The organism is Cloacibacterium caeni (assembly GCF_907163105.1).
Taxonomy (GTDB): domain Bacteria; phylum Bacteroidota; class Bacteroidia; order Flavobacteriales; family Weeksellaceae; genus Cloacibacterium; species Cloacibacterium caeni_A.
Genome location: NZ_OU015321.1, coordinates 2,549,793 through 2,571,765 on the forward strand (window position 1 = coordinate 2,549,793; position 21,973 = coordinate 2,571,765).

At 33.0% G+C, this 21,973-nt stretch carries 22 protein-coding genes; 16 read left to right on the forward strand and 6 right to left on the reverse strand.

What is annotated here, in order from left to right; genetic code table 11:
* The first annotated feature begins 13 nt into the window (after window positions 1-13).
* Window positions 14-382 carry a DUF2752 domain-containing protein gene (locus tag KKQ76_RS12830; protein WP_213197314.1) on the forward strand — a complete coding sequence of 123 codons (369 nt, stop codon included), beginning with the start codon at window positions 14-16 and terminating at the stop codon, window positions 380-382.
* A 162-nt stretch (window positions 383-544) separates the two neighbouring features.
* Entirely contained in the window at window positions 545-2,647 is a 2,103-nt protein-coding gene (locus KKQ76_RS11895; protein ID WP_213197315.1) for a TonB-dependent receptor, read from the forward strand.
* Window positions 2,648-2,732: 85 nt separating this feature from the next.
* Here KKQ76_RS11895 and KKQ76_RS11900 read toward each other — a convergent pair whose 3' ends face one another.
* Complete coding sequence (locus tag KKQ76_RS11900; protein ID WP_213188635.1) at window positions 2,733-3,905, reverse strand: IS4 family transposase; 1,173 nt, start codon at window positions 3,903-3,905, stop codon at window positions 2,733-2,735.
* A 159-nt stretch (window positions 3,906-4,064) separates the two neighbouring features.
* Between KKQ76_RS11900 and KKQ76_RS11905 the strand changes: the two genes are divergently transcribed.
* The 10 genes from KKQ76_RS11905 (at window position 4,065) to KKQ76_RS11950 (ending at window position 13,447) form a co-directional block, all read left to right on the forward strand.
* On the forward strand, window positions 4,065-4,748 hold the full coding sequence (locus KKQ76_RS11905) for a T9SS type A sorting domain-containing protein (RefSeq protein ID WP_213197316.1): 684 nt from the start codon (window positions 4,065-4,067) through the stop codon (window positions 4,746-4,748).
* Window positions 4,749-4,848: 100 nt separating this feature from the next.
* Window positions 4,849-6,080 (forward strand): IS3 family transposase gene (locus KKQ76_RS11910; protein ID WP_246501402.1). Its coding sequence is split into 2 segments (ribosomal slippage): window positions 4,849-5,197 and window positions 5,197-6,080, totalling 1,233 coding nucleotides; the frame shifts between segments, so codons are not numbered across the junction.
* Between the two features lie 51 nt (window positions 6,081-6,131).
* Window positions 6,132-6,266 (forward strand): TonB-dependent receptor, encoded by a 135-nt coding sequence (locus KKQ76_RS11915; RefSeq protein ID WP_246501403.1) that lies wholly within the window; start codon window positions 6,132-6,134, stop codon window positions 6,264-6,266.
* A gap of 209 nt (window positions 6,267-6,475) precedes the next feature.
* Window positions 6,476-7,594 carry a T9SS type A sorting domain-containing protein gene (locus KKQ76_RS11920; protein WP_213197318.1) on the forward strand — a complete coding sequence of 373 codons (1,119 nt, stop codon included), beginning with the start codon at window positions 6,476-6,478 and terminating at the stop codon, window positions 7,592-7,594.
* Between the two features lie 89 nt (window positions 7,595-7,683).
* A complete protein-coding gene (locus tag KKQ76_RS11925; RefSeq protein ID WP_213197319.1) occupies window positions 7,684-8,370 on the forward strand; it encodes a hypothetical protein in 687 nt (228 codons plus the stop codon).
* A gap of 5 nt (window positions 8,371-8,375) precedes the next feature.
* The gene (locus KKQ76_RS11930) at window positions 8,376-8,891 is read left to right on the forward strand and encodes an acyl-CoA thioesterase (protein ID WP_104792834.1); all 516 of its coding nucleotides are present in this window, start codon (window positions 8,376-8,378) and stop codon (window positions 8,889-8,891) included.
* Between the two features lie 120 nt (window positions 8,892-9,011).
* The gene (locus tag KKQ76_RS11935) at window positions 9,012-9,962 is read left to right on the forward strand and encodes a 2-hydroxyacid dehydrogenase (RefSeq protein ID WP_213197320.1); all 951 of its coding nucleotides are present in this window, start codon (window positions 9,012-9,014) and stop codon (window positions 9,960-9,962) included.
* A gap of 81 nt (window positions 9,963-10,043) precedes the next feature.
* Window positions 10,044-11,297 (forward strand): serine hydrolase domain-containing protein, encoded by a 1,254-nt coding sequence (locus tag KKQ76_RS11940; protein WP_213197321.1) that lies wholly within the window; start codon window positions 10,044-10,046, stop codon window positions 11,295-11,297.
* Window positions 11,298-11,334: 37 nt separating this feature from the next.
* The gene (locus KKQ76_RS11945; protein ID WP_213197322.1) at window positions 11,335-12,954 is read left to right on the forward strand and encodes an Ig-like domain-containing protein; all 1,620 of its coding nucleotides are present in this window, start codon (window positions 11,335-11,337) and stop codon (window positions 12,952-12,954) included.
* 43 nt (window positions 12,955-12,997) lie between these two features.
* Window positions 12,998-13,447 (forward strand): heme-binding domain-containing protein, encoded by a 450-nt coding sequence (locus KKQ76_RS11950; protein WP_213197323.1) that lies wholly within the window; start codon window positions 12,998-13,000, stop codon window positions 13,445-13,447.
* Window positions 13,448-13,477: 30 nt separating this feature from the next.
* Here the strand turns inward: KKQ76_RS11950 and KKQ76_RS11955 are convergent, their stop codons facing one another.
* From KKQ76_RS11955 to KKQ76_RS11975, 5 genes are all read right to left on the reverse strand, one after another.
* Entirely contained in the window at window positions 13,478-13,987 is a 510-nt protein-coding gene (locus KKQ76_RS11955; protein WP_213197324.1) for an NUDIX hydrolase, read from the reverse strand.
* A complete protein-coding gene (gene xerD, locus KKQ76_RS11960) occupies window positions 13,984-14,886 on the reverse strand; it encodes a site-specific tyrosine recombinase XerD (RefSeq protein ID WP_213197325.1) in 903 nt (300 codons plus the stop codon). Before xerD ends, KKQ76_RS11955 begins: the two co-directional genes overlap by 4 nt.
* A 66-nt stretch (window positions 14,887-14,952) precedes the next feature.
* Window positions 14,953-15,378, reverse strand: coding sequence for a deoxycytidylate deaminase (locus tag KKQ76_RS11965; RefSeq protein WP_213197326.1), 426 nt, complete (start codon window positions 15,376-15,378; stop codon window positions 14,953-14,955).
* Between the two features lie 41 nt (window positions 15,379-15,419).
* Complete coding sequence (locus KKQ76_RS11970) at window positions 15,420-16,187, reverse strand: enoyl-CoA hydratase-related protein (protein ID WP_213197327.1); 768 nt, start codon at window positions 16,185-16,187, stop codon at window positions 15,420-15,422.
* Between the two features lie 123 nt (window positions 16,188-16,310).
* Window positions 16,311-17,795 carry a catalase gene (locus KKQ76_RS11975; RefSeq protein ID WP_246501404.1) on the reverse strand — a complete coding sequence of 495 codons (1,485 nt, stop codon included), beginning with the start codon at window positions 17,793-17,795 and terminating at the stop codon, window positions 16,311-16,313.
* A gap of 194 nt (window positions 17,796-17,989) precedes the next feature.
* Here KKQ76_RS11975 and KKQ76_RS11980 point away from each other — a divergent pair, with 194 nt between their 5' ends.
* The 4 genes from KKQ76_RS11980 (at window position 17,990) to KKQ76_RS11995 (ending at window position 21,756) form a co-directional block, all read left to right on the forward strand.
* Window positions 17,990-18,943, forward strand: a complete 954-nt coding sequence (locus KKQ76_RS11980) for a hydrogen peroxide-inducible genes activator (RefSeq protein ID WP_213197328.1) — start codon at window positions 17,990-17,992, stop codon at window positions 18,941-18,943.
* Between the two features lie 220 nt (window positions 18,944-19,163).
* The gene (gene metK / locus KKQ76_RS11985) at window positions 19,164-20,441 is read left to right on the forward strand and encodes a methionine adenosyltransferase (protein ID WP_213197329.1); all 1,278 of its coding nucleotides are present in this window, start codon (window positions 19,164-19,166) and stop codon (window positions 20,439-20,441) included.
* A 54-nt stretch (window positions 20,442-20,495) separates the two neighbouring features.
* On the forward strand, window positions 20,496-20,990 hold the full coding sequence (locus KKQ76_RS11990) for a hypothetical protein (RefSeq protein WP_213197330.1): 495 nt from the start codon (window positions 20,496-20,498) through the stop codon (window positions 20,988-20,990).
* A gap of 175 nt (window positions 20,991-21,165) precedes the next feature.
* Window positions 21,166-21,756 (forward strand): RNA polymerase sigma factor, encoded by a 591-nt coding sequence (locus tag KKQ76_RS11995; RefSeq protein ID WP_213197331.1) that lies wholly within the window; start codon window positions 21,166-21,168, stop codon window positions 21,754-21,756.
* Window positions 21,757-21,973: the final 217 nt, after the last annotated feature.

Below are 21,973 nucleotides of genomic sequence, written 5' to 3' on the forward strand. Positions count from 1 at the left end.
TTACATTTGTTTTATGTACAAGGGTGAAAAAAAATGGATTTTTGTAGTTATAATACTGCTTATAACAGGTTATTATTTTTTTCTAAATCCTTATGAACAAGAGTATTTTTTTATTTCTTGTCCTTTTTATAAGATTACGGGTTTCCAGTGTTCAGGTTGTGGTTCACAAAGAGCATTTCACGAAATTTTACATCTGAACTTCAAAGAAGCGTTTCGCCAAAATGCACTTGTACTAATCGCAATTCCTTATTTTTCATTGATTTTCTTTACCAGTTTTTTTCAAGAAAAATTCGCTAAACTAAGACAGTTTCTCATCGGCAAGAAAACAATACTAATTTTGTTCTTCATCGCAATTCTTTTCGGTATTTTTAGAAATTTATAAAAATTTTATACATTTGCACTCAAGAAAAAGGGGTGCTGTAAAAAGCTGAGATTATACCCAAAGAACATAGAACAGGTAATGCTGTTTATGGAAACGTCTTTGATGTATTTTTCACACGTGGCATCCTTTTATTCGATTTGTTTAATTTTTTACAACATCAGAATGAAAGGATTTATTATTTTAGGGCTAGGAATGAGCTCTGTTCTCTCTGCGCAAATAGATACGGCGCAAGTAAAAGAAATTCAAGAGGTTAGCTTTACGAAAAGGCTGCCGGTTTCCAAAGAAATTATTAACGTACAAAAAGATTTAGGAGCCAAAAATCTAGGTCAGGATTTGCCTATTTTGCTCAAAAATCAAATGTCTGTAGTTGCAACTTCGGATGCTGGAAACGGAGTGGGTTACACTGGTTTCAGAATTAGAGGAAGTGCAGGAACAAGCATTAATGTAATGCTGAATGGTGTTCCGTATAACGATTCGGAAAGTCAAGGGACTTTTTTTGTGAATATTCCAGACATGGCAAGTTCGGCATCGCAGATTGTCATCCAAAGAGGAGTAGGAACTTCTAGCAATGGAACAGCAAGTTTCGGAGCAAGTGTGAATATTTTGACCAAAAATCCAGAGGAGAAACCTTATTTTTTGACCAATCAAAGCGCAGGAAGTTTTAACACCTTTAAACATTCCTTTGAAGCAGGAACAGGAAAATTTTTGAACAATTTACTGTCGGTTTCGGCAAGGTATTCTATCATTAATTCAGATGGTTACATTGATAGAGCTTTTTCTAAACTCAATTCTTACAATATCAATGCGCTCTTCGAAAAAGGCAATACGAAACTGAGATTTTTAACTTTCGGTGGAAAAGAAAAAACGTATCAAGCGTGGAATGGAATTGATAAAGCTACCTATGAATCTAATCCGAAATTTAATTATTCTGGAGCAATTTATGATGCTAATTGGGAAAATATTATTGGGTTTTACGATAATGAAACCGATAATTACCGACAAAACCATTATCATTTACTTTGGGAACAAAAACTCGGTAAAATTTGGAATCTAGAAACTACTTTTCATCTCACTCATGGAGAAGGTTACTATGAAAATTATAAGCAAGATGCTAAATTTTCTAAATATGATTTGCCCAATATCGTAGAAAACGGAAATACAATTACCAGAACAGATTTCATTAGAAAAAAATGGTTAGATAATGATTTTTACGGCGTAGTTTCTAGTCTTTATGGGAATTTTGAAAATCTTAATTTGAATTTCGGAGTAGCTGCAAATCAATATTTCGGGAGACATTTTGGGAACGTGACTGGAGTGAAATATACTGATATTTTCGAGCACGAATATTACAGAAATAATGCTTTGAAAAATGAAGTTTCAGGTTTTGCGAAAGCCATTTACAAAATGGAAAAACTTGAATTTTTTGGAGATTTACAACTTAGAAACATTGACTATAAAACATATATTTTAGATGAAAATGCAGAAGAAGGAGCAGATTTAAGTCAGAAATGGACGTTTTTTAATCCAAAATTCGGGGTGAATTATCAGTTAGAAAACGGAAAATTATTTTTCTCTTATGCTCATGCTCACAGAGAACCTAACCGTGATGATTTATTTGCCAATCCTAATACGAAGCCAGAAAAATTACATGATTTTGAGCTCGGTTTAGAAAAAACGTTTGGTAATGTTTCTTTTACTGCAAACGCTTATTACATGAATTATGTGAATCAATTGGTACTAAGTGGAGAAATCAACATGGTAGGAGAATTCATTAAAATTAATTCTGGAAAATCTTATAGATTAGGTTTAGAATTGGGAACTTTGGCTAAAGTTTCAGAAAAACTGAACGTATTAGGAAATATTACTTTGAGTCAGAATAAAAATGTAGATTTCAAAATTGAAGAAAATTCTACAGTGACTAATTTGGGTAATACTAACATTTCTTTCTCTCCTAATATTATTGCCAATGCTATAATTCAGTATAAGCCTATTAAAAATTTACAGTTAAATCTTAATAATCAATATATTGGAAAGCAATATTTGGACAACACAGAAACCCAATCACTACAACTGAATGATTATTTCTTGACTGATTTTAATGCACAATATGAGTTTAAAATTGCAAAACAAGAGGTGAGTTTACAATTTTTGCTGAATAATATTTTTGACAAAAAATATGTAAATAACGGTTTTGTGTATGATGGACCTTACTATTATGCACAAGCTGGAAGAAATTTTATGATGGGGCTAAATGTTAAGCTGTAAAAAAAATCAATACTGTCCTAAATAAAAATTATTAAAAATAGAAACAGCCTAAATACCTATTTTACATTTAGCTTTACATTTAATTTCAAAAAAGAACCCCTTGATAATAGTTTTTGGGGGTTTCAGGCGGTTGCTCAAATGGTTTGTCGAGCCAAAATTGAAGATTAATTTTAACAAAAATATTCAATCGGATAAAAGCTACCAGATTTGATAATTGCCAATTATATTTAGCGATGGATTTCAGGTATTTCAGAATGAGAATAGTGATAAGTGCCGTCCAGATTTGGATTTTCACTGCATTTTCAGAAGTTCCAATGAAGGTTTTGATGTGAAGCAACTGCTTGATATCTCTAAAAAAGATCTCAATTTGCCATCTTTGCTTGTATAATTCTGCTATGGTAGAAGCAGCCCAAGAGAAATTATTGGAAATCATTTCAATGGTTTGCTTGTTTTCATTATCCCAAATAGCCACTCTTCTTAATTTTTTTGGATATTTTTCTTTGGATAAAGGATTTGAGAGTACTATTTCTTCGTCTTTTAGGATGCTTTGAGCTCCTTTTGGTGGAAGTTCTCGTTCCTGTAAAGTTTCAAATTTCAGATTTTCTTTATGTCTTATTACGAAGAAAACACCTTTGCTGTCCCAAATAGAGAGCATTGGAAAATCGTTATAGAATCGGTCTGCAACAATGACTGCTCCCTTTTCCAAAGGAATGTTTTCCGCTCCCTTGTTATCAGCAACACTTCCTTTGGTAATATTCACATAAACAGGAAGTTTCCCGTCATATTCAAGTAAGGTATGCATTTTCACGGCTCCTTTTTTAGTTCGATATGTTGCCCAATCGAACAAAGACAGGCATAGAGAAATAAGGGTAGAATCTAATAAATAGACAGGAACTTTTATTTTGAGTTTTATCCGTCTTTCTTTCGTGTGCTGTCCTAATTGTTCTAATAGTTTGAAATACACGTCTTTAAACAAATCTGCATCTCGTTTTCCATTCTGGTAGCTAATAGAAGATTTGGAAGGTGCTGTTTTTATCCCTAAATGATTCAGGTTTCCTGTGGCACTGCGAAGCCCGTTGGAAATGTCCCGAACCGAAGTGCTTTTGGCAAAATGACAGAAAAGCATAGAAACTAAGTGGTTCCAACTATCAAATCCTTTATTTCGGTAATCGGTTTTCTTCTCAATTACTATTTTTTTGAAAATCCCTCGGTCTATTTTTGAAATGATTTGGGAAAATAATGTTAATTTTGAATCCATAAGAAGGTTTTTTTGTTGTACAACCTCAAAGATACTTTGAGTTACTTTAATTCCTTCTTATTTTTTTATTTAGGACGCTATTGAAAAAAAATCATTTAAAGAATAAAATTTGAAAAGAATAATTGCTTATATTTGTAATAATAACCAATAAATTAAAAAATGAAAAAACTTTATTCTTTTTTCGCAACCATTTTTACAGTAGTTGCAATTTACAGTCAGTCATTATTAACAATTGAGCAAACTCCAGCCAATTCTGGAATTTATACCATAACCTATAATGATTCAGCAAATGGATGGGCTTTTTATAATCCAGGAGTGGGAAATCCTATTGGAGTTTATTTGTGGTTAAATGGTGCAGATAATTCTACAGGAAGTCCATTTAATGATAATTTCAGTAATATCACGGCTCAATTAACATGGGATGGTACAAATTATAGTGGAACAATTGATTTAAATACCCATAATTTTAATAAAACTGGCGGTGTTTTACCAGCAGGAACTACTGTAACAGAATTGCATTTCCTATTTACAGAATTTCCAATAGGTAAAAATACACATCAAACTACCGACAAATTAGCATCTGCTTATGGATTTACATCTACCACTACCAGTTCACTAAGTACAATAGATATTAACAGCTCGAAATTTAAATCTTTTGTTTCAGAAGGTAGATTGTATACTCCTAAAAAAGGAATTGTAAACATTCAAGTCATGGATTTCTCTGGAAGAGTGATTAAAACATTTACGGCTAATTCTTCTGTAAATGGAATCGAACTTAATCTTCCTAAAAAAGGAAACTTTATATTGAAATTAGATAATGAAATTGTAAAGTTTAAATATTAAAAATATCCTTCATAAATAATTAAAAGACTGCTGTTTAATGGCAGTCTTTTTTTGTGGATTTGACCCGTCCTAAAATAAGTTTACACCCAATAGACTTATTATGGAAAATCGAGAGAAGACAGTAGAAAAGCGTACACAACAAGATTACACAATGGCTTTTAAATTAGGTATTGTAAGCCGTGTAGAAAAGGGCGAATTCACTTACAAACAGGCACAGCAACATTACGGTATCCAAGGTAGAAGCACCGTTTTGGTTTGGCTCAGAAAATATGGTAATTTAGATTGGAGCAAACCCACCATTCATACCATGTTACAATCCAAAGAAACACCCGCCGAAAAGATTAAAAGATTAGAGAAAGAATTAGCTGATGAGAAACTGAAAACCAAAGTTCTCAATATGATGATTGATATCTCCGACAAGCAATACGGCACACAGATCCGAAAAAAGTTTACGCCCAAACAGTCAGACAACTCCAAGAAAAAGGATTGAGTTTATCCAAAATCTGCAGATTGTTTGGGATAAGCAGACAAGCCATTTACCAGCAGCGCCAAAGATTATGTGTTCGGGAAAAAGAATTGGAGAAAGTTAAACGATTTGTTGAGGAGATACGTTTAGAACAGCCCAGAATAGGAACAAGAAAACTTTATTATTTGCTTAAAAATAAGTTCAAGCTTGAAAACATAAAAATAGGCAGAGATGCGCTGTTCAATTATTTACGAAGAGAAAATCTGCTTATTTATCCTAAGAAAAGATATACAAGAACAACTTTCTCCAAACACTGGCTCAGAAAACACCCCAACCTTTTGAAAACGACTTGCCTAAAAAGAAAAGAACAGGTATTTGTAAGCGATATCACTTATATAAAAACCAAAACGAATGTCTGTTATTTATCTTTGGTTACGGATGCTTACAGCAGAAAAATAATGGGTTACGAATTAAGTGAAAATATGAATGCTGAAAATGTAGTCAAAGCTCTGAAAATGGCCGTTAAAAACAGAACAACACATCTTCCGCTTATTCATCACTCAGACAGGGGATTGCAATATTGCTCAGAAGTGTATCAGAAAGTACTTGTTGAAAACAAAATAAAACCCTCAATGACAGATGGCTATGATTGTTATCAAAATGCTTTGGCAGAAAGAATAAACGGAATATTGAAGCAGGAATTTTTAATTTATAAATGCAAAAACATTCAGGATTTAAAACAAATGGTTAAAGAAAGTATTTATATTTACAACAACAAAAGACCACATCTTAGTCTGAAGATGAAAACCCCGGAAACAATCCACAAAAAATCCGGAAAATCAATATCTTCCGGATTGGTATTTTAATGTAAAACTTGTAAACCTATTTTAGGATTAGTCAAAATTGCAAAACAAGAGGTGAGTTTACAATTTTTGCTGAATAATATTTTTGACAAAAAATATGTAAATAACGGTTTTGTGTATGGTGGACCTTACTATTATGCACAGGCTGGTAGAAATTTTATGCTAGGGCTTAATTTTAGGATAAATTAGTGATTTTTAGTGAATTCCCTGATTTTTCTCAATTTTGTTTAAAATACTGTTAATCAGCAATTTGTGTTGTCTTATAAATGAGAAAATAAAAATTATTTCAGGTTGGTAATTAATTGAAAATCAATGAATTTTGATTTTTTTTTGAAAAAAAATTTTTTTATTTTAAATTTTTGTTAATTTTAAGTTATTAATCCTAAAAAAAAATTATTATGAAAAAACTTTTATTTTCTTTCTTATTTTCCGTTGTTTTTGGCCTATTTAGTTCACAATCAATTGGTCTGATTGGTGACTTTAATTCGTGGTCAGGTGATGTAGTTATGGCTACTACAGATAATGTAAATTATACTCTTACTCATACTTTTACTGCAAATGGAGGAGTGAAGTTTAGACAAAATGGCAATTGGACTACGAGCTGGGGGGCAAACGCTTTTCCTAGTGGAACAGGTACTCAAAATGGATCAAATATACCAGTTACTCCAGGGACATACAATATCACTTTTAATAGAACAACAGGTGCCTATAATTTCGCATCAACTATTGTTTCTGATAATATTAGTTTCTATGGAGGGTTTAATAGCAATGCAACTCCAGGTGAATCTCTTTCTACACCAGACGGTATTACTTATTCTAAAACTGATTTTTATTTCAATGCTGCTAATGTTAAGTTTTATAAGTCAAATGCTCCAATTACAACATGGGGAGGAACTACTTTCCCTTCTGGTACTGCTGTAGAAAATGGAGGTGATATTCCTTTGACATCAGGATATTACAATATAACCTTTAACAAAAATACTCTTGCTTATTCATTTCAAGTAGCTCCTGTTACTTTAATTGGAAATGGTATTTCTGGTGGTAGTTGGACAACAGATGTGGCTCTTACTTCTACAGACGGAGGTAAAACTTTTACTAAATCTGGATTGCAACTTGTTACAGGAGGAGTTAAGTTTAGAGTAAATAATGCTTGGGTAACGAGTTGGGGTGGCACAACCTTCCCTTCAGGAACAGGTGCTTTAAATAGTAATAATAATATTCCTACAACTCCAGGAACCTATGATGTGACTTTTAACCGTTTAACAGGAGAATATGCATTTACAGTCAGTACTTTAGCAACTGGCGAAACTGTTAAGAAATCAAAATCATTCGTTTCAGAAGGGAAATTGTATACCAATAAACAAGGAAACCTAAGTGTACAAGTAGTAGATTTCTCTGGAAGAGTGATTAAATCTTTTAAAGCTAATTCTACAGTTAATGGGATAGAGCTTAATCTTCCGAAAAAAGGAAATTATATTCTTAAACTTAATGATGAGGTCATTAAATTCGCCTATTAATCAAAAGAAAAAATGTTTTTATACAAGGTTGCTTTTTAGCAACCTTTTTTTGTAACTAAACTCAACAAAAAATATTAAATTTGTGCCAAATGAATTTAGGATTACATCTATACAATTATTTGCAAGAAAAAGGAAGTGCAGAACTTCCTAGTTTTGGCGTTTTTACCCTCAAGAAAAAATCGGCTACTTTAGATGAGCAATCCTCTAAAATCTTGCCACCCACTTATGAAATTTCTTTCCTAGAAAATAAAAATGTTTTCAATGCAGATTTTGCTAAATATATTGTTGAGAAGACAGGCGAAAATTTATTTGTAGTGCAGTCTCTAATCAAAGAAGAAGTAACTTCTTGGGCAGAAGCATTACAAGCCGAACAAAAAATTACGATAGACGAAATAGGTGAATTTTCATTAGAGGAGAATGTTATAAAACTTTTAGACCAAAAAAAATACACCAATACACCTAAATTTTTTGGACTAGAAGAAATCAGTTTAGAGCAAATTCAAAACAGTGAAAACTCTGAAGACCTACCAGAATCAGACAATCAATACGTTTTTAATAACTCTATTCTTTGGATTTTCCTATTCATTTTACCAGTAGGAGCCATTATTTATTTGGCGATTAATTATCAAGACCAAATTTTTGGGAAAAAATCTTTTGATGATATTTCAGTGAAAACTTCTACCCATAGAATTCCTGAAAAGCCAAAGGTAAATCCTATTGTACCGAAAGATTCATTACAAACTTCAAAAACAGATTCATTAAGAATTTCTAAATAATTTCTATGGAAAAAAATGCGAAAACTCCTGCAGAAACCAGGACTATTATGACCAATATTGTACTTCCCAATGAAACCAATGCATTAGGAAATATGTTTGGTGGTGAGCTTCTTTCTAGAATGGACAGAGCGGCTGCTATTGCTGCACAAAGACATAGTGAATCTACCGTAGTTACCGCTTCTGTAAATCACGTTTCTTTTAAATATCCTATTCCAGAAGGTGGTGTAGTAGTGGTAGAAGCTAAAGTTTCTAGAGCGTTTTCTACGTCTATGGAAATTTATTGCGATGTGTGGTTAGATAACCCTATCACCAAAGAAAAAATTCATACCAACGAAGGAATTTATACTTTCGTAGCGGTAGATAAAAATAACCATCCTGTTGCAATTCCAGAACTTATTCCACAATCTGATGTAGAAAAAGCAAGATTTGATGCAGCGCTTCGTAGAAAAGAACTTTCTCTGATTCTTTCGGGAAAAATGAAAGCTCAAGATTCTATAGAACTTAAAAAGTTATTTGGTTAGACTATTTATTGTAAAGTCGCAGAGTCGTTAAGTTGTAAAACTGAAGTTTTAAATATTTTAAGAATTTGGCATTAAGCGATTTTACGGTTTGCAAATCAACAATTTTACCATTTCAAAAAAATGAAAATTCTCCTTCTTGATAGCAATCATCCATTAATTACAGAACAACTTCTAGCAAAAGGTTTTATTTTGGAAGAAGATTTTACTTCGTCTTATGATGAGGTTTTGCAGAAAATCAATCAATATGATGGAATTATCATCAGGAGCAGAATTCCTCTCGACAAAAATTTTCTAGAAAATGCCCAAAATCTCAAATTCATTGCGAGAGTAGGAGCAGGGATGGAAAACATCGACCTAGAAACCGCCAAAAATCTAGGAATTTCTTTGATTAATTCTCCCGAGGGAAACAGAGATTCTGTTGCGGAACATGTAGTGGCGATGCTGTTGATTCTCATGAATCGTTTGTTCATCGCTTCAGAAGAGGTGAAAAACGGAATCTGGAAGCGTGAGGAAAACAGAGGTGATGAATTGTTAGGAAAAACCTTTGGAATTATTGGCTATGGAAACATGGGAAAAGCTACTGCAAAAAGACTATCTGGTTTTGGTGTGGAAGTTATTTTCTATGATATTTTGCCGAATTTAGAAGATGAATTTGCCAAGCAAGTTTCCTTAGAAGAATTACAGGAACGTGCAGATATTCTTAGTTTGCATATTCCTCTAGATGTTTCAACGGAATTTTTAGTTGATGAAAATTTCATCTCGAAGATGAAGAAAAATTTCTATTTGGTCAATACTGCAAGAGGAAAAAATGTGAAAACTTCTGCATTGGTAGATGCGCTGAAATCCGGCAAAGTAAAAGCTGCAGCATTAGACGTTTTAGAATACGAAAAATCTTCCTTCGAAAACCTAGATACTTCGACTTCGCTCAGCACAAGAAACAAAGAAGATTTGCAATTTCTTTTGGATTCAGAGCAAGTCATTGTTACACCGCACATTGCAGGTTGGACGCATCAAAGCAAGGAAAAACTGGCGCAATTTATCGTAGATAAAATCGTACAGCAATTCTGTTAAAAAAATCTTAATATTACCGCAATCATAAAACACTGCTTCAAAAAAATGCTAAATTGCCCCGCCTAAATAATTAATCAGAAGATGAAGCAGAAAATTGTAGTAATTCATATCCTTTTATTGACTTTGATTTCTTGTAAAAAAGAATTTAATTTTTTTCAGCAAGAGAATGAAAATGGTTTGCCTAATTACGGAAACGTAGATGTAGAAAATGTCTTTACTGCAGAAGATTCTCAACTTCAAGATAAACAAAATGTGGTTAATGCCATTCAGCAATACTATGATAAAGTTTGGGAAAAAGGGGATTTAAGTGGTGGTTTTCTCGTGGCAAAAGGCGATAAAATTCTCTTCGAAAGCTATAGAGGTTTTGCCAAAGAAAATAATCAAGTTCCCATCAATAAAGATGTTCCGCTTCATATCGCTTCTATTTCTAAATCGCTTACTGCGATGGCCGTTCTTAAATTGGTAGAAGCCAGAAAAATAAATCTTCACGATAAAGTCACCCATTATTTTCCGAAATTCCCTTACAAAGAAGTAGAAGTGATTCACTTGCTTAATCATAGAAGTGGATTGCCGAAATACGAATATTTCATCGAAAAATTAGGACTTAAACCTAAAAATAAATATTTCACCAACCAAGAAGTTCTCGATTTGATTATTCAGTACAAACCAGAATTGGCAAGAAATACCAACACTGGATTTATGTATTGCAATACCAATTATGCGCTTCTTGCACTGATTGTAGAAAAAGTTACCGCGCATCCTTTTCCTTTGGCGATGCAGAAAATCGTTTTCAAACCTTTGGGAATGGAGCATACCTATATTTTTCAACCAAAAGACTCTCTGAAATCTGCTCAATCTTTTTATTATCAAGGAAGCAGATTGTATCCTACGGATAAATTAGATGGGATTTATGGGGATAAAAACTGCTACACCACGCCAAGAGATTTATTTAAGTTTTCAAAAGCGATGTACGCCGAAAATTTCTTGAGAAAAAGCCTCAAAGATTCTATTTTTCAACCTTACAGTAACGAAAGACCTGGCGTAAACAATTATGGAATTGGTTTTAGAATGAAAGTTTTTGACAACGGAGAAAAACTTACGTTTCATAATGGTTGGTGGCATGGAAGCAATACCGCTTTTGTTCATTTACAAAAATCTAAAGTCACGATTATTGCTCTCGGAAACAAATTTTCTAGAAGAGTGTATTCTGCGCTCACGCTTTCTTCATTGTTTGAAGATTTTCCTTTAGAAAGAGAAAAATTGAATAAACTCATGAACAAGGAAATAGATACTACAAAAGAGAATCACGATGCTGTGGCAGAATCTACCGAATAATTAACGCATATTTCTTAATTTTGCTCAAATTTCATCAATGAAAAAAATAATTTTTCTCCTTCTGCTTAACCTTTTGCTTTTTTCGTGTGCTAGAGTTGGTGCACCAAATGGCGGTACTAGAGATTCTCTGGCTCCCAGATTTTTAGGCTCTAATATTGATACTACTCGATTAAATGTTTCTAGAACGGTAAAGGAATTGAGGCTGGATTTTGATGAATATGTAATGCTGAAAGATTTTAATAAAAATTTTAATGTATCGCCACCGATTAAGAAAATTAAAAAAGTCATTCCTTCTAATCTGGCGAATAAATATGTTTTGATACAGTGGGAAGATACGCTTCAAGCCAATACTACCTATAATTTTAATTTTGGAAATGCCATTGTAGACAATAATGAGTCTAATCCTTTGCCTTATTTTAATTTTGCGTTTTCTACAGGAGATAAAATTGATGATCTTTTTGTGAGTGGAACCGTGAAAGATGCCATGACGCTCATCAAAGAAAATCAAACGGCAAAAGACAATAAAATGGTAGTGGGACTCTATAAAGCAGGCGAAAATCTAGACTACAAACAGAAACCCGATTATATTACCAAAGTAGACGAAGAAAATTATTTTGAACTCAATTTTTTACCAAAAGGGGAATTTGTAATTATAGCTTTTGATGACGAAAATCAAAACTCTGTCTACGATGCAGGAAAAGAAAAAGTTTCTTTTTTGAAAGAAAAAATTACCTTAGACAGCACAAGTGTAAGAGGTCTAAAATTGAAACTTTACCCTTCTAAAAAAGTGGTAAAATATAAAGAAAGTAAAGCTATTAATGGCGGTTTATTGATGACTTTTGAAGGAAATCCAGAAACGGTGGAGGTAAAATCCCTTTCAGAAGATCTGAAAGATTTCAAAGTGACACATGCAAAACGTTCGGATTCTGTGAATATTTGGTTTGATGCAGAGAAGAGTAATTTGGGTGGAACTGTTTCTAAGCAATTGAAATTAAGTTATTTCACGCCTACGATTAGCGATACCATTTCCGTGAGTTATAAAGCGGTGAAAGATGAGTTTAAACTCTCTAATGAAGCCGGGAATTTAATCGCCCCAGAAAATAATTTTGTGATTAATACATCGTTGCCCATAGAAAATCTTAACACTTCTTCTTGGAAATTGGAGAGCGATAGCATAGCACAAGATTTCACTGCGAAAATTTCAGAGAAAAATCCGTTTAAAATTCTAGTGAATTCTAGTTTTAAACCTACGAAAAAATATGTTTTAACGATTCCAAAAGAAACCGTTTCTTCTTATTACAGCAGTAATGATAAGTCGTTCCAATTTCAATTTGAGATTGATAAACCAGAAAATTATGGTTCTTTCACGGCTGTGATTAAAAATAAACCTACGGCTAAATTTTGGGTAGAATTGACCAATGAAAAAGGTGAAATATTATATTCTCAGTTCACCAATGCCTCAGAAGTTTCCTTTAAAAACCTGAAACCAGCGACTTATATTGCCAGAATTAGAGTAGACAATAATGGAAATGGATTCTGGGACGAAGCAGATTTTGCGCAAAATATCGCTGCTGAAGACGTCTACATTTTTGAAAAAGAAATTAATGTAAGACCACTCTGGGAAATTAAGGAAGATTGGGAACTCATCAATCATTAAAAAGTAAAATTTTAGAATATTTTGAACTTATAAATTTATTCAAATGAAAAAAGTACTCATCGGAATTGTTGTTTTCTTGGTTTTGATACAACTTATTCCTATCGACAGAACCAATAAACCTGTAGACCCGAAACAGAATTTTGTAGAGGTGCTCAAAACTCCGAAAGATGTAACCGAAATGCTGAAAAATGCTTGTTACGATTGTCATAGCAACGAGGTGAAATATCCTAGTTATGCTTACATTGCTCCTATTTCTTGGTCGATTAAGCATCACGTAAATGAAGGAAGAGAAAATGTGAATTTCTCTGAATGGATGACGTATAATAAAGACCAAAAAGATCACATTTTAGATGAAATCATCGAAACGATAGAGAATAAAGAAATGCCATTTAAAGGTTATATTCCGATGCATCCAGAAGCAGACCTTACTGATGCTCAAAGAAAAATATTGATTGATTATTTTAAAGGATTACAAAAATCTGGTCAATACTAAAACTAAAAAAGCTCCGAAAAGGAGCTTTTTTTATTGATAATTTTCTAAAAATTTTCTCTGCGAATCGAAAGCGATTTCCTCAAGATTGAGTTCAGAAATTTTCACCCAAATGGTTTCTGAAATTTCGTGAGCTTCTAGTTTTTTGATTTCTATTTTTTCTTCCACTCGATATTCAAAGAATAAGTCCAAAGTATTATAGTCTACTTCTTTGTAATGATAAACATTGGGCAGACTTCCCACGAATTTTAAATTTTTGAGGTCTATTTCTATTCCTAGTTCCTCTTTTAATTCTCTGGCGCAAGTTTCTTCGGCGCTTTCTTTTGGATCTGTAAAACCGCCCGCTAAATCTAATTTCCCGATTTTAGGATTTTGATTTCTCTTGGTCAATAATAATTCATCATCGCATCTTATTAATACTGCAACTGCGGCGGCGATATTTTGATACATTACAAAATCACATTGTGAACAAGAAAATTTTTTTTCTCCATCAAAAATCAGCGTTTCTTGGCCGCACTTTGGGCAATATTTTAAGTGTTTCATTTGTTTCTTGGGTGGTATTTCAGAATTACATCATGCAATTCTTCGGTTTTTAAATGGGTGTAAATTTCTGTGGTGGTAATGCTAGAATGTCCCAACATTTCTTGGATAAACCTTAAATCTACACCGTTTTGTAAGAGATGCGTAGCAAAAGAATGACGGAAAGTGTGCGGAGAAATGCTTTTTCTGATTCCCGCTTTTTCTACCAATTCTTTGATGATGATAAAAACAATCACTCTAGACATAGAAGAACCTCTACTGTTTAGGAAAATGTGGTCTTCGTATTTTTTGCCTATTTTATTATTGGCTCTTACATTATTGATGTAGTTCAAAATAAGATTTGCAGTGTAGTTAGCAAGCGGAACGTATCTCACTTTTTTTCCTTTTCCCTCTACTTTTATAAAGTTTTCTTTGAAATTAATATCAGAAATTTTAAGTTCTATTAATTCAGAAACTCTAAGGCCGCAACCATACAATACTTCTATGATACAGTGATTTCTCACGCCTAAATCAGTGCTTAAATCGATGGCGTTAATGATTTTTTCTACATCTTCGAAACTTAACGTATCAGGTAAATATAAGCCTAATTTTGGACCTTCAAGAAGTGTGGAAGGATTGTCTTCTCTAATTTCCTCTTCGATAAGATATTTAAAAAAAGATTTAATGGAAGATATTCCTCTTGCTTGAGTTCTTTCGCTTATTTTTTCTTTGGTAAGATGAAGGAGAAATTCTTGTAAGTTTTCAAAAGTTATTTTGTCGGGAGTAGTGTTGTCTAGTTTTTCCTCTGAGAAAGCTTTTAGTTTCTTCACATCTCGTATGTATGCATCTAAAGTATTATCAGAGAAATTCCTCTCGAATTTGAGAAAATGTGAAAAATTCTCAATCGTTTCATTCCAGGTCATTTGTTTTTTTTGTTTTTATTGTGTTTTTAAGTGCAGATGAGCATGCAAATATCATGCTAAACTGTCTTATTTAAGATTTTCCTCAGAGATTTGAAGAACTTCTACTTGAGCATTTTCTAAAAATTCTAATCCTTCTGTGTCTGAGTATTGGTCTATATAAACGAGCCTTTTGATGCCAGATTGTAATATAAGTTTGCTGCATTCTTTACACGGCGAAAGCGTAAGGTAAAGAGTAGCACCTTTTGCAGATTGAGTACTAGAAGCTAATTTTAAAATGGCATTTGCTTCTGCATGAAGCACGTACCAATGCGTTTTTCCGTCTTCGTCTTCACAACAATTTTCTGCACCAGAAGGAGTTCCGTTATATCCATCAGAAATAATCATTCTGTCTTTTACAATGAGTGCGCCTACTTTTTTTCTTTCGCAGTAAGAAAGTTTTGCCCATTCTTTAGCCATCTTAAGATAGGCTAAGTCAAATTTATTGTGATTCATTTTAAAATTTTTAAAATTAGTTTCTTACTCTTTCTAAGCTTTTAGAAATTAGGCTTTCTTTTTTCTAAAAATGCAGAAACGCCTTCTTTTTTATCTTCCATTTCGAATAATTCTCCGAAAGATTTGATTTCTAATTCATAACCTTCATCAGAATCTGATGCATTCACCGCAGCAATGGCTTTAGAAATTCCTTGTGGTGAATTTTTAGAAATAAGGGTTGCTAATTCTTTTGTTTTTGGTAATAATTCTTCTAAACTAAAAACTTCGTTTACCAAACCCATTTCTTTTGCTCTGCTCGCCGAAATCATTTTAGCAGAGAAAATCATTTCATTCGCAAGTCCTTTTCCTACTAATTTTGGTAATCTTTGGGTGCCTCCATAACCAGGAATAAGACCTAAAGTAACTTCTGGTAAACCTAATTTTGCATTTTCTGAAGCATATCTTATGTGACAAGCCATCGCAAGTTCTAAACCACCACCCAATGCAAATCCATTTACAGCGGCAATAACAGGTTTTCTTAGATTTTCAATTTTATTGAACAGCGAATTTTGTCCGTTTCTGGCTAATTCTTCTGCTTTTTCTTGACCAAAATCAGAAAACTCTTTAATGTCTGCTCCGGCTACAAATGATTTTTCGCCACTTCCTGTGATGATGATGACTCTGCAATTAGAATCTTGTTCTAGCTGAGATAAAGCTTCGCTCAATTCACTGATAGTAGCTCCATTTAAAGCGTTTAAACTCTGTGGTCTATTAATGGTAATGGTAGAAATTTGACCTTCGTTTTCTAGGAGAATATTTTGGAAATTCATGGTAGAGTAGTATTAAATTTACGATTTTTAGGATAAGTGCAAAATAACTAATTTTTGGCCTAAAATACAAAAAAGCCAAGCACTTATATGCTTGACTCTTTTAAGTTTGGTATAAGTTTGTTCTTATTTGGCGTGGTTCATAATTCCATCGTCTAGTTTTACTTGAAGTCCTGCCGCAATTCTCATTCCCATTTCTACATTCGCTCTAAAGAAATGACACAATTGTCTGTTGATTATTTCATCTCTTTTTGGGCCGTCAATTTTTTTCATGTGACCGATGATGTTATTCACCAAATTGGTTCTATCTTCTTGGTTCATCGCTTTGGTGTAGAGTAGACCTGGCTGTGTATAGTGGTCGTTATCATTTTCATTTCTATCGAAATGCGCTACACGATTGCTGTCTAGTTCCTCTTCAAATTTTTTGTAAGAAGGATCTGGTTTTATATCGTCAAAACTATTAGGATGGTAATTCGGTGCGTCTTCATAGTCTCTAGAATCTGCCATAAATCCGTCTCTTTGATAATTATGAGTTGCAAAAGGACATCTGTTCACTTCTAATTGATGTGCATTTACGCCCACTCTATATCTGTGAGCATCTGGATAAGAAAATAATCTTCCTTGAAGCATTTTATCAGGCGAAAAACTAATTCCATCAACCGAATTACTTGGGGAAAAAGTAGCTTGTTCTACATGCGCAAAATAATTTTTAGGAATTTCATTAAGTTCCATTTCACCGACTTCAATCAGTGGAAATTCTGCTTGTGGCCAAATTTTAGTAATGTCAAAAGGGTTCCATTTAAATTCTCTAGATTCTTCTTCGGTCATTACTTGTATGTACATAGTCCATTTCGGAAAATCGCCATTTTCTATAGCATTGCAAAGGTCTTCTTGTGCAAAATCTGGATTTTCTCCCGCCATTTGAGTGGCTTCTGCATCGGTGAAGTTTTTAATACCTTGTTTGGTTTTTAGATGAAATTTCACCCAAATTCTCTCATTTTTATCATTAATCATCGAAAAAGTATGAGAACCAAAACCGTGCATATGTCTGTAACCATAAGGAGTTCCTCTGTCGCTCATCAAAATGAGTACTTGATGCAAACTTTCTGGATTTAAGCTCCAAAAATCCCACATCATGGTATGAGATTTCAAGTTGGTTTTCGGGTGTCTTTTTTGGGTATGAATAAAATCTGGGAATTTTTTAGCGTCTTTGATGAAAAATACCGGTGTGTTATTTCCTACTAAATCCCAATTTCCGTCTTCTGTATAAAATTTTAGTGCAAAACCTCTAGGATCTCTTGCAGTATCTGCGCTTCCTTTTTCTCCGCCTACAGTAGAAAATCGGGCAAACATTTTACATGTGTTTCCTACTTTAGAGAATAATTTGGCTCTGGTGTATTTAGTAATATCGTGAGTTACGGTAAATTTTCCGTAAGCGCCTGTTCCTTTTGCATGAACGATTCTTTCTGGGATTCTTTCTCTTACAAAATGCGCCAAATTTTCTTGTAGAATAAAATCTTGCAGCAAAACAGGTCCTCTTGCTCCAACCGTTTGAGAGTCTTGATGTTCAAAATACGGTATTCCTGATGAATTGGTTAGCTTCTTACTCATGATGGTTGTTTTTTCTGGATAACAAAGTAACAAATAAAAATTAAATTTAGAGAGGAAAAATTGAGGGTTATTTTATTTGTAGAATCAATTAAAAATTAGAATTCAATGCATGACGTCTATCATGCAGAAATATTATTTTTTCTCGCATATCTTCTCTATATTTGTAATAGAATTTATAAATAAGTACCCTACATATGAATATTCAACAATTAGAATATCTTATCGCAGTAGATAAATATAAACACTTCGGAAAAGCTGCTCAAGCTTGTTTTATTACCCAACCTACTTTAAGTGCAATGATTCAGAAGTTCGAAGATGAGATGGAAGTAAAAATCTTCGATAGAACTACCCATCCTATTAGAACTACAGATATTGGTGCGCAAATTATTGATCAAGCAAAAGTAGTAGTAGATTCTGTAATGGAACTGAAAAACAAAGCAAGTATTTTAAACAATGTTCTTGCTGGGAGAATTAATTTAGGGATTATTCCTACCGTTTCAAGTTTTATTTTGCCAACAGAAATTTTTGATTTTCTTTCTAAAAACCCAAAAATTGAGTTGAATGTAAAAGAAATGACCACTGAAAACATTATTAAAGCACTGAAATCAGGAGAATTAGATGCGGGAATTATTTCTACACCTTTTTCAGATGCAGAAGAGTTTTTCAGCGACTTTTTGTTCAATGAAGAGTTGATGGTGTATTCAGCAGATAAAATTGCGAATGATAACAAAGATGAATTCATCTTGCCAGAAGATGTAGATGTGAATAAAGTTTGGCTTTTAGAAGAAGGAAACTGCTTAAGAACACAATTTGAAAATATCTGCAACCTTAAAGAAAACTCTCTGAAGCCTAAAAATTTAGATTTTATGGCGTCTAACATTAATACTTTGGTGCAAATGGTAGATAAAGTAGGCGGTTTAACCGTTTTACCAGAATTAGCAGTATCACAACTTCAGGAAAATCAAAAAGATAAAATTCACCGTTTCAAAAAGCCTTTCCCAAGTAGAGAAATCAGCATGATTTATTACAAGCCTACTTACAAACAAAAAATTCTAGACGAATTGGTGAAATCTATTAAAACTTCTCTAGAACCGAAGTTGAATTATACCCAATTCCCACAAGATTTTGTAAAAATAAAACCACAATAATTTTTGTCAAGAAGCTCTTCAAATTTTTGAGGAGCTTTTTTTCTAAGTATTTTGATATTAATAAAATACTCTGTAATTTTGCCCAACAAATTTTAGAGGAAAAATTTGGACTGATTGCAACCTCAATAAAAAATGCTAAAACAGATTTCTTCTTTTTAGTTCTCATAAGGTTTGCCTTCCATTTTTTTTCTGTTTTAATCCTTAAAAAGAAAATAATAATATGCCTTATTTATTTACATCTGAATCTGTTTCAGAAGGACATCCAGACAAAGTAGCAGACCAAATTTCTGATGCGCTTATCGATAATTTTTTAGCTTATGATAGAAATTCTAAAGTCGCTTGCGAAACCTTAGTCACTACAGGACAAGTTGTACTAGCAGGAGAAGTAAAATCAGAAGCTTATCTAGATGTACAGACCATCGCCAGAGAAGTAATCAATGGAATAGGTTATACCAAAGGTGAGTATATGTTTAATGGTGATTCTTGTGGCGTAATTTCTGCAATTCACGAACAATCTTCAGATATTAATCAAGGAGTTGATAGAAAATCTGGAGAATCTTTTGAAGAAAAGGCAAATGCGCAAGGTGCAGGAGACCAAGGAATGATGTTCGGTTATGCAACCAATGAAACCGAAAACTATATGCCTCTTGCATTAGATTTAGCACATTCTATTTTAAGAGAACTTTCAGCCATCAGAAGAGAAGGAACAGAGATTAAATATCTTCGTCCGGATGCGAAGTCTCAGGTAACAATTGAATATTCAGATGATCATAAACCACAAAGAATAGACGCTATTGTAGTTTCTACGCAGCATGATGATTTTGCAGAAGATGAAGAAATGTTAGCGAAAATTAGAAAAGACATCGTAGAAATTCTAATGCCTAGAGTAATCGCTCAGCAAAAGCCAGAAATCCAAGCATTGTTTAATGACCAAATTAAATATCACATCAATCCAACTGGGAAATTTGTAATTGGTGGACCTCACGGTGATACTGGTTTAACTGGTAGAAAAATTATCGTAGATACTTACGGCGGAAAAGGAGCTCACGGTGGTGGTGCTTTTTCTGGGAAAGATCCATCAAAAGTAGACAGAAGTGCTGCTTATGCAACAAGACACATTGCTAAAAACTTAGTAGCTGCAGGAGTTGCAGATGAAGTTTTGGTTCAAGTTTCTTACGCAATTGGTGTAGCAGAACCTTGTGGTTTGTTTATCAATACTTACGGAACTTCTAAAGTAGGAATCAATGATGGAGAATTAGCGAAAAAAGTGCAAGAATTATTTGATTTAAGACCTTACGCAATTGAGCAAAACTTGAAATTGAGAAATCCAATCTATCAAGAAACCGCAGCTTACGGACACATGGGAAGAGATTATTATGTAGGAAGCAAGACTTTCAATAAAGGTCAAAAAAATGAAATTACACTCGATAATCTAGAATTCTTTACTTGGGAAAAGCTAGACAGAGTAGAAGATATTAAGAAAGCCTTCAACTTATAATCAAGAAACCGTTCAGAAATGAACGGTTTTCTTATTTTTACAAAAATTTTCAGAATGCAATTTCTTAAACATATCATTTTCTTCGGTATTTTCTTCATTGGATTTCGTGCGCAATCGCAGGTTACGGTTCATCCAATGGTGTTTGCAGGTTACGAATATCAAAACTCAAACTTTGGAGAAGTTGGAGCAAGATTCATTTTTCTAAAGAACGATAATGTTCTTTACAGAGTTTCTGGTTCTGCTTTGATGGGAAAAGTAAACGGTGAATTTGCGGTTTTGCCTAAATTTCAAGGAGATATTTTATTGAACTTCGAAAAAAACGTAGATATACAGCATTCTTATTATTTTCTCGCAGGTACAGAAATTACACCTCAATTTGTGGCACCAAAAGCAGGAATCTCCCTTTTCGGAATTATAGATTTTACTGGCGGTTACGCATTTCATCTGGGAAATAATCAATTGAATGATAGAGTAATGGAAGGACTTAATTTAAATTTTACGGTTAATATTCCGTTAGTTGTTTTCAGTAAATCAAAGAAAAATAAATAAGCAAACAACGATTTTATTAAAAAATTATTTTGAATATTTAACATTTTTTATAAATTTGTCATACAAAACGTAAATCGAATCGCCTATTGAGCAAACTTTACTTCATTTAATAAACTGTAAAAACCAGAAATAGCTAACTCCTGTTAGTCTGTTTCATAATAATGAAGTTAAAGTTATGGAAACACATACTGATAGTTTGCTGATTTCGAGATATCAAAAAGGTGATGAAAACGCACTTTCTATTCTTATTTCACGACACCAAAAAGAACTTTTCTCGTTTATTTTCTATAAATTGATGGATGAAGAACTCGCTAATGATGTTTTTCAAGATACCTTCATGAAAATCATTGTTTCCCTAAAAGAAGGAAGATATAATGATGATGGTAAATTTATTCTTTGGGCAAAAAGAATTGCACACAATCTTATTATAGACCATTATCGCCTTAAATCTAAACACATAAAAGTCTCTGAAACAACCTATGAAAACGAAGAGTTTTCTATTTTTGATTTGCTTAAAGAAACAGAGGAAAACATCGAAGAAAGGTTAATCACGAATCAAATTTATGATGACCTGATGAAAATGCTCGTTTTCTTACCCGAAAACCAACAGGAAGTCATTAAATTAAGATTTTTTGATGGATTAAGTTTTAAAGAAATTGCAGAGCAAACCAACACAAGTATCAATACTACACTAGGTAGAGTGCGTTATGCACTGATTAACATGAGAAAAATTATGGAAGAAAATCAAATAATTTTAACGAGGTAATACAATAAAGGCCAAATAGTTCCGTTCTTGTAAAAACGAATTTTTTAGCCTATGAAAAATAATTACTCTCTTAAAACTCCTGTTTTGAATCCTAAAAAATCAACAGTAAATTTTTTATTAAATTTTTCAAAAAGTATAGCTGTTTTAAATTCTAATCAAAAGAAATTTATCATTTCTAAAAATTAAATAAACCGCTTATTTTACTTAAATTTGTGCC

Excerpts from the sequence above, each read along its gene's own strand:
- KKQ76_RS12830 (WP_213197314.1), top strand. The coding sequence starts at position 14 with ATGTACAAGGGTGAAAAAAAATGGATTTTTGTAGTTATAATACTGCTT.
- KKQ76_RS11895 (WP_213197315.1), top strand. The coding sequence starts at position 545 with ATGAAAGGATTTATTATTTTAGGGCTAGGAATGAGCTCTGTTCTCTCT.
- KKQ76_RS11900 (WP_213188635.1), bottom strand. The coding sequence starts at position 3,905 with ATGGATTCAAAATTAACATTATTTTCCCAAATCATTTCAAAAATAGAC.
- KKQ76_RS11905 (WP_213197316.1), top strand. The coding sequence starts at position 4,065 with ATGAAAAAACTTTATTCTTTTTTCGCAACCATTTTTACAGTAGTTGCA.
- KKQ76_RS11920 (WP_213197318.1), top strand. The coding sequence starts at position 6,476 with ATGAAAAAACTTTTATTTTCTTTCTTATTTTCCGTTGTTTTTGGCCTA.
- KKQ76_RS11925 (WP_213197319.1), top strand. The coding sequence starts at position 7,684 with ATGAATTTAGGATTACATCTATACAATTATTTGCAAGAAAAAGGAAGT.
- KKQ76_RS11930 (WP_104792834.1), top strand. The coding sequence starts at position 8,376 with ATGGAAAAAAATGCGAAAACTCCTGCAGAAACCAGGACTATTATGACC.
- KKQ76_RS11935 (WP_213197320.1), top strand. The coding sequence starts at position 9,012 with ATGAAAATTCTCCTTCTTGATAGCAATCATCCATTAATTACAGAACAA.
- KKQ76_RS11940 (WP_213197321.1), top strand. The coding sequence starts at position 10,044 with ATGAAGCAGAAAATTGTAGTAATTCATATCCTTTTATTGACTTTGATT.
- KKQ76_RS11945 (WP_213197322.1), top strand. The coding sequence starts at position 11,335 with ATGAAAAAAATAATTTTTCTCCTTCTGCTTAACCTTTTGCTTTTTTCG.
- KKQ76_RS11950 (WP_213197323.1), top strand. The coding sequence starts at position 12,998 with ATGAAAAAAGTACTCATCGGAATTGTTGTTTTCTTGGTTTTGATACAA.
- KKQ76_RS11955 (WP_213197324.1), bottom strand. The coding sequence starts at position 13,987 with ATGAAACACTTAAAATATTGCCCAAAGTGCGGCCAAGAAACGCTGATT.
- xerD (WP_213197325.1), bottom strand. The coding sequence starts at position 14,886 with ATGACCTGGAATGAAACGATTGAGAATTTTTCACATTTTCTCAAATTC.
- KKQ76_RS11965 (WP_213197326.1), bottom strand. The coding sequence starts at position 15,378 with ATGAATCACAATAAATTTGACTTAGCCTATCTTAAGATGGCTAAAGAA.
- KKQ76_RS11970 (WP_213197327.1), bottom strand. The coding sequence starts at position 16,187 with ATGAATTTCCAAAATATTCTCCTAGAAAACGAAGGTCAAATTTCTACC.
- KKQ76_RS11975 (WP_246501404.1), bottom strand. The coding sequence starts at position 17,795 with ATGAGTAAGAAGCTAACCAATTCATCAGGAATACCGTATTTTGAACAT.
- KKQ76_RS11980 (WP_213197328.1), top strand. The coding sequence starts at position 17,990 with ATGAATATTCAACAATTAGAATATCTTATCGCAGTAGATAAATATAAA.
- metK (WP_213197329.1), top strand. The coding sequence starts at position 19,164 with ATGCCTTATTTATTTACATCTGAATCTGTTTCAGAAGGACATCCAGAC.
- KKQ76_RS11990 (WP_213197330.1), top strand. The coding sequence starts at position 20,496 with ATGCAATTTCTTAAACATATCATTTTCTTCGGTATTTTCTTCATTGGA.
- KKQ76_RS11995 (WP_213197331.1), top strand. The coding sequence starts at position 21,166 with ATGGAAACACATACTGATAGTTTGCTGATTTCGAGATATCAAAAAGGT.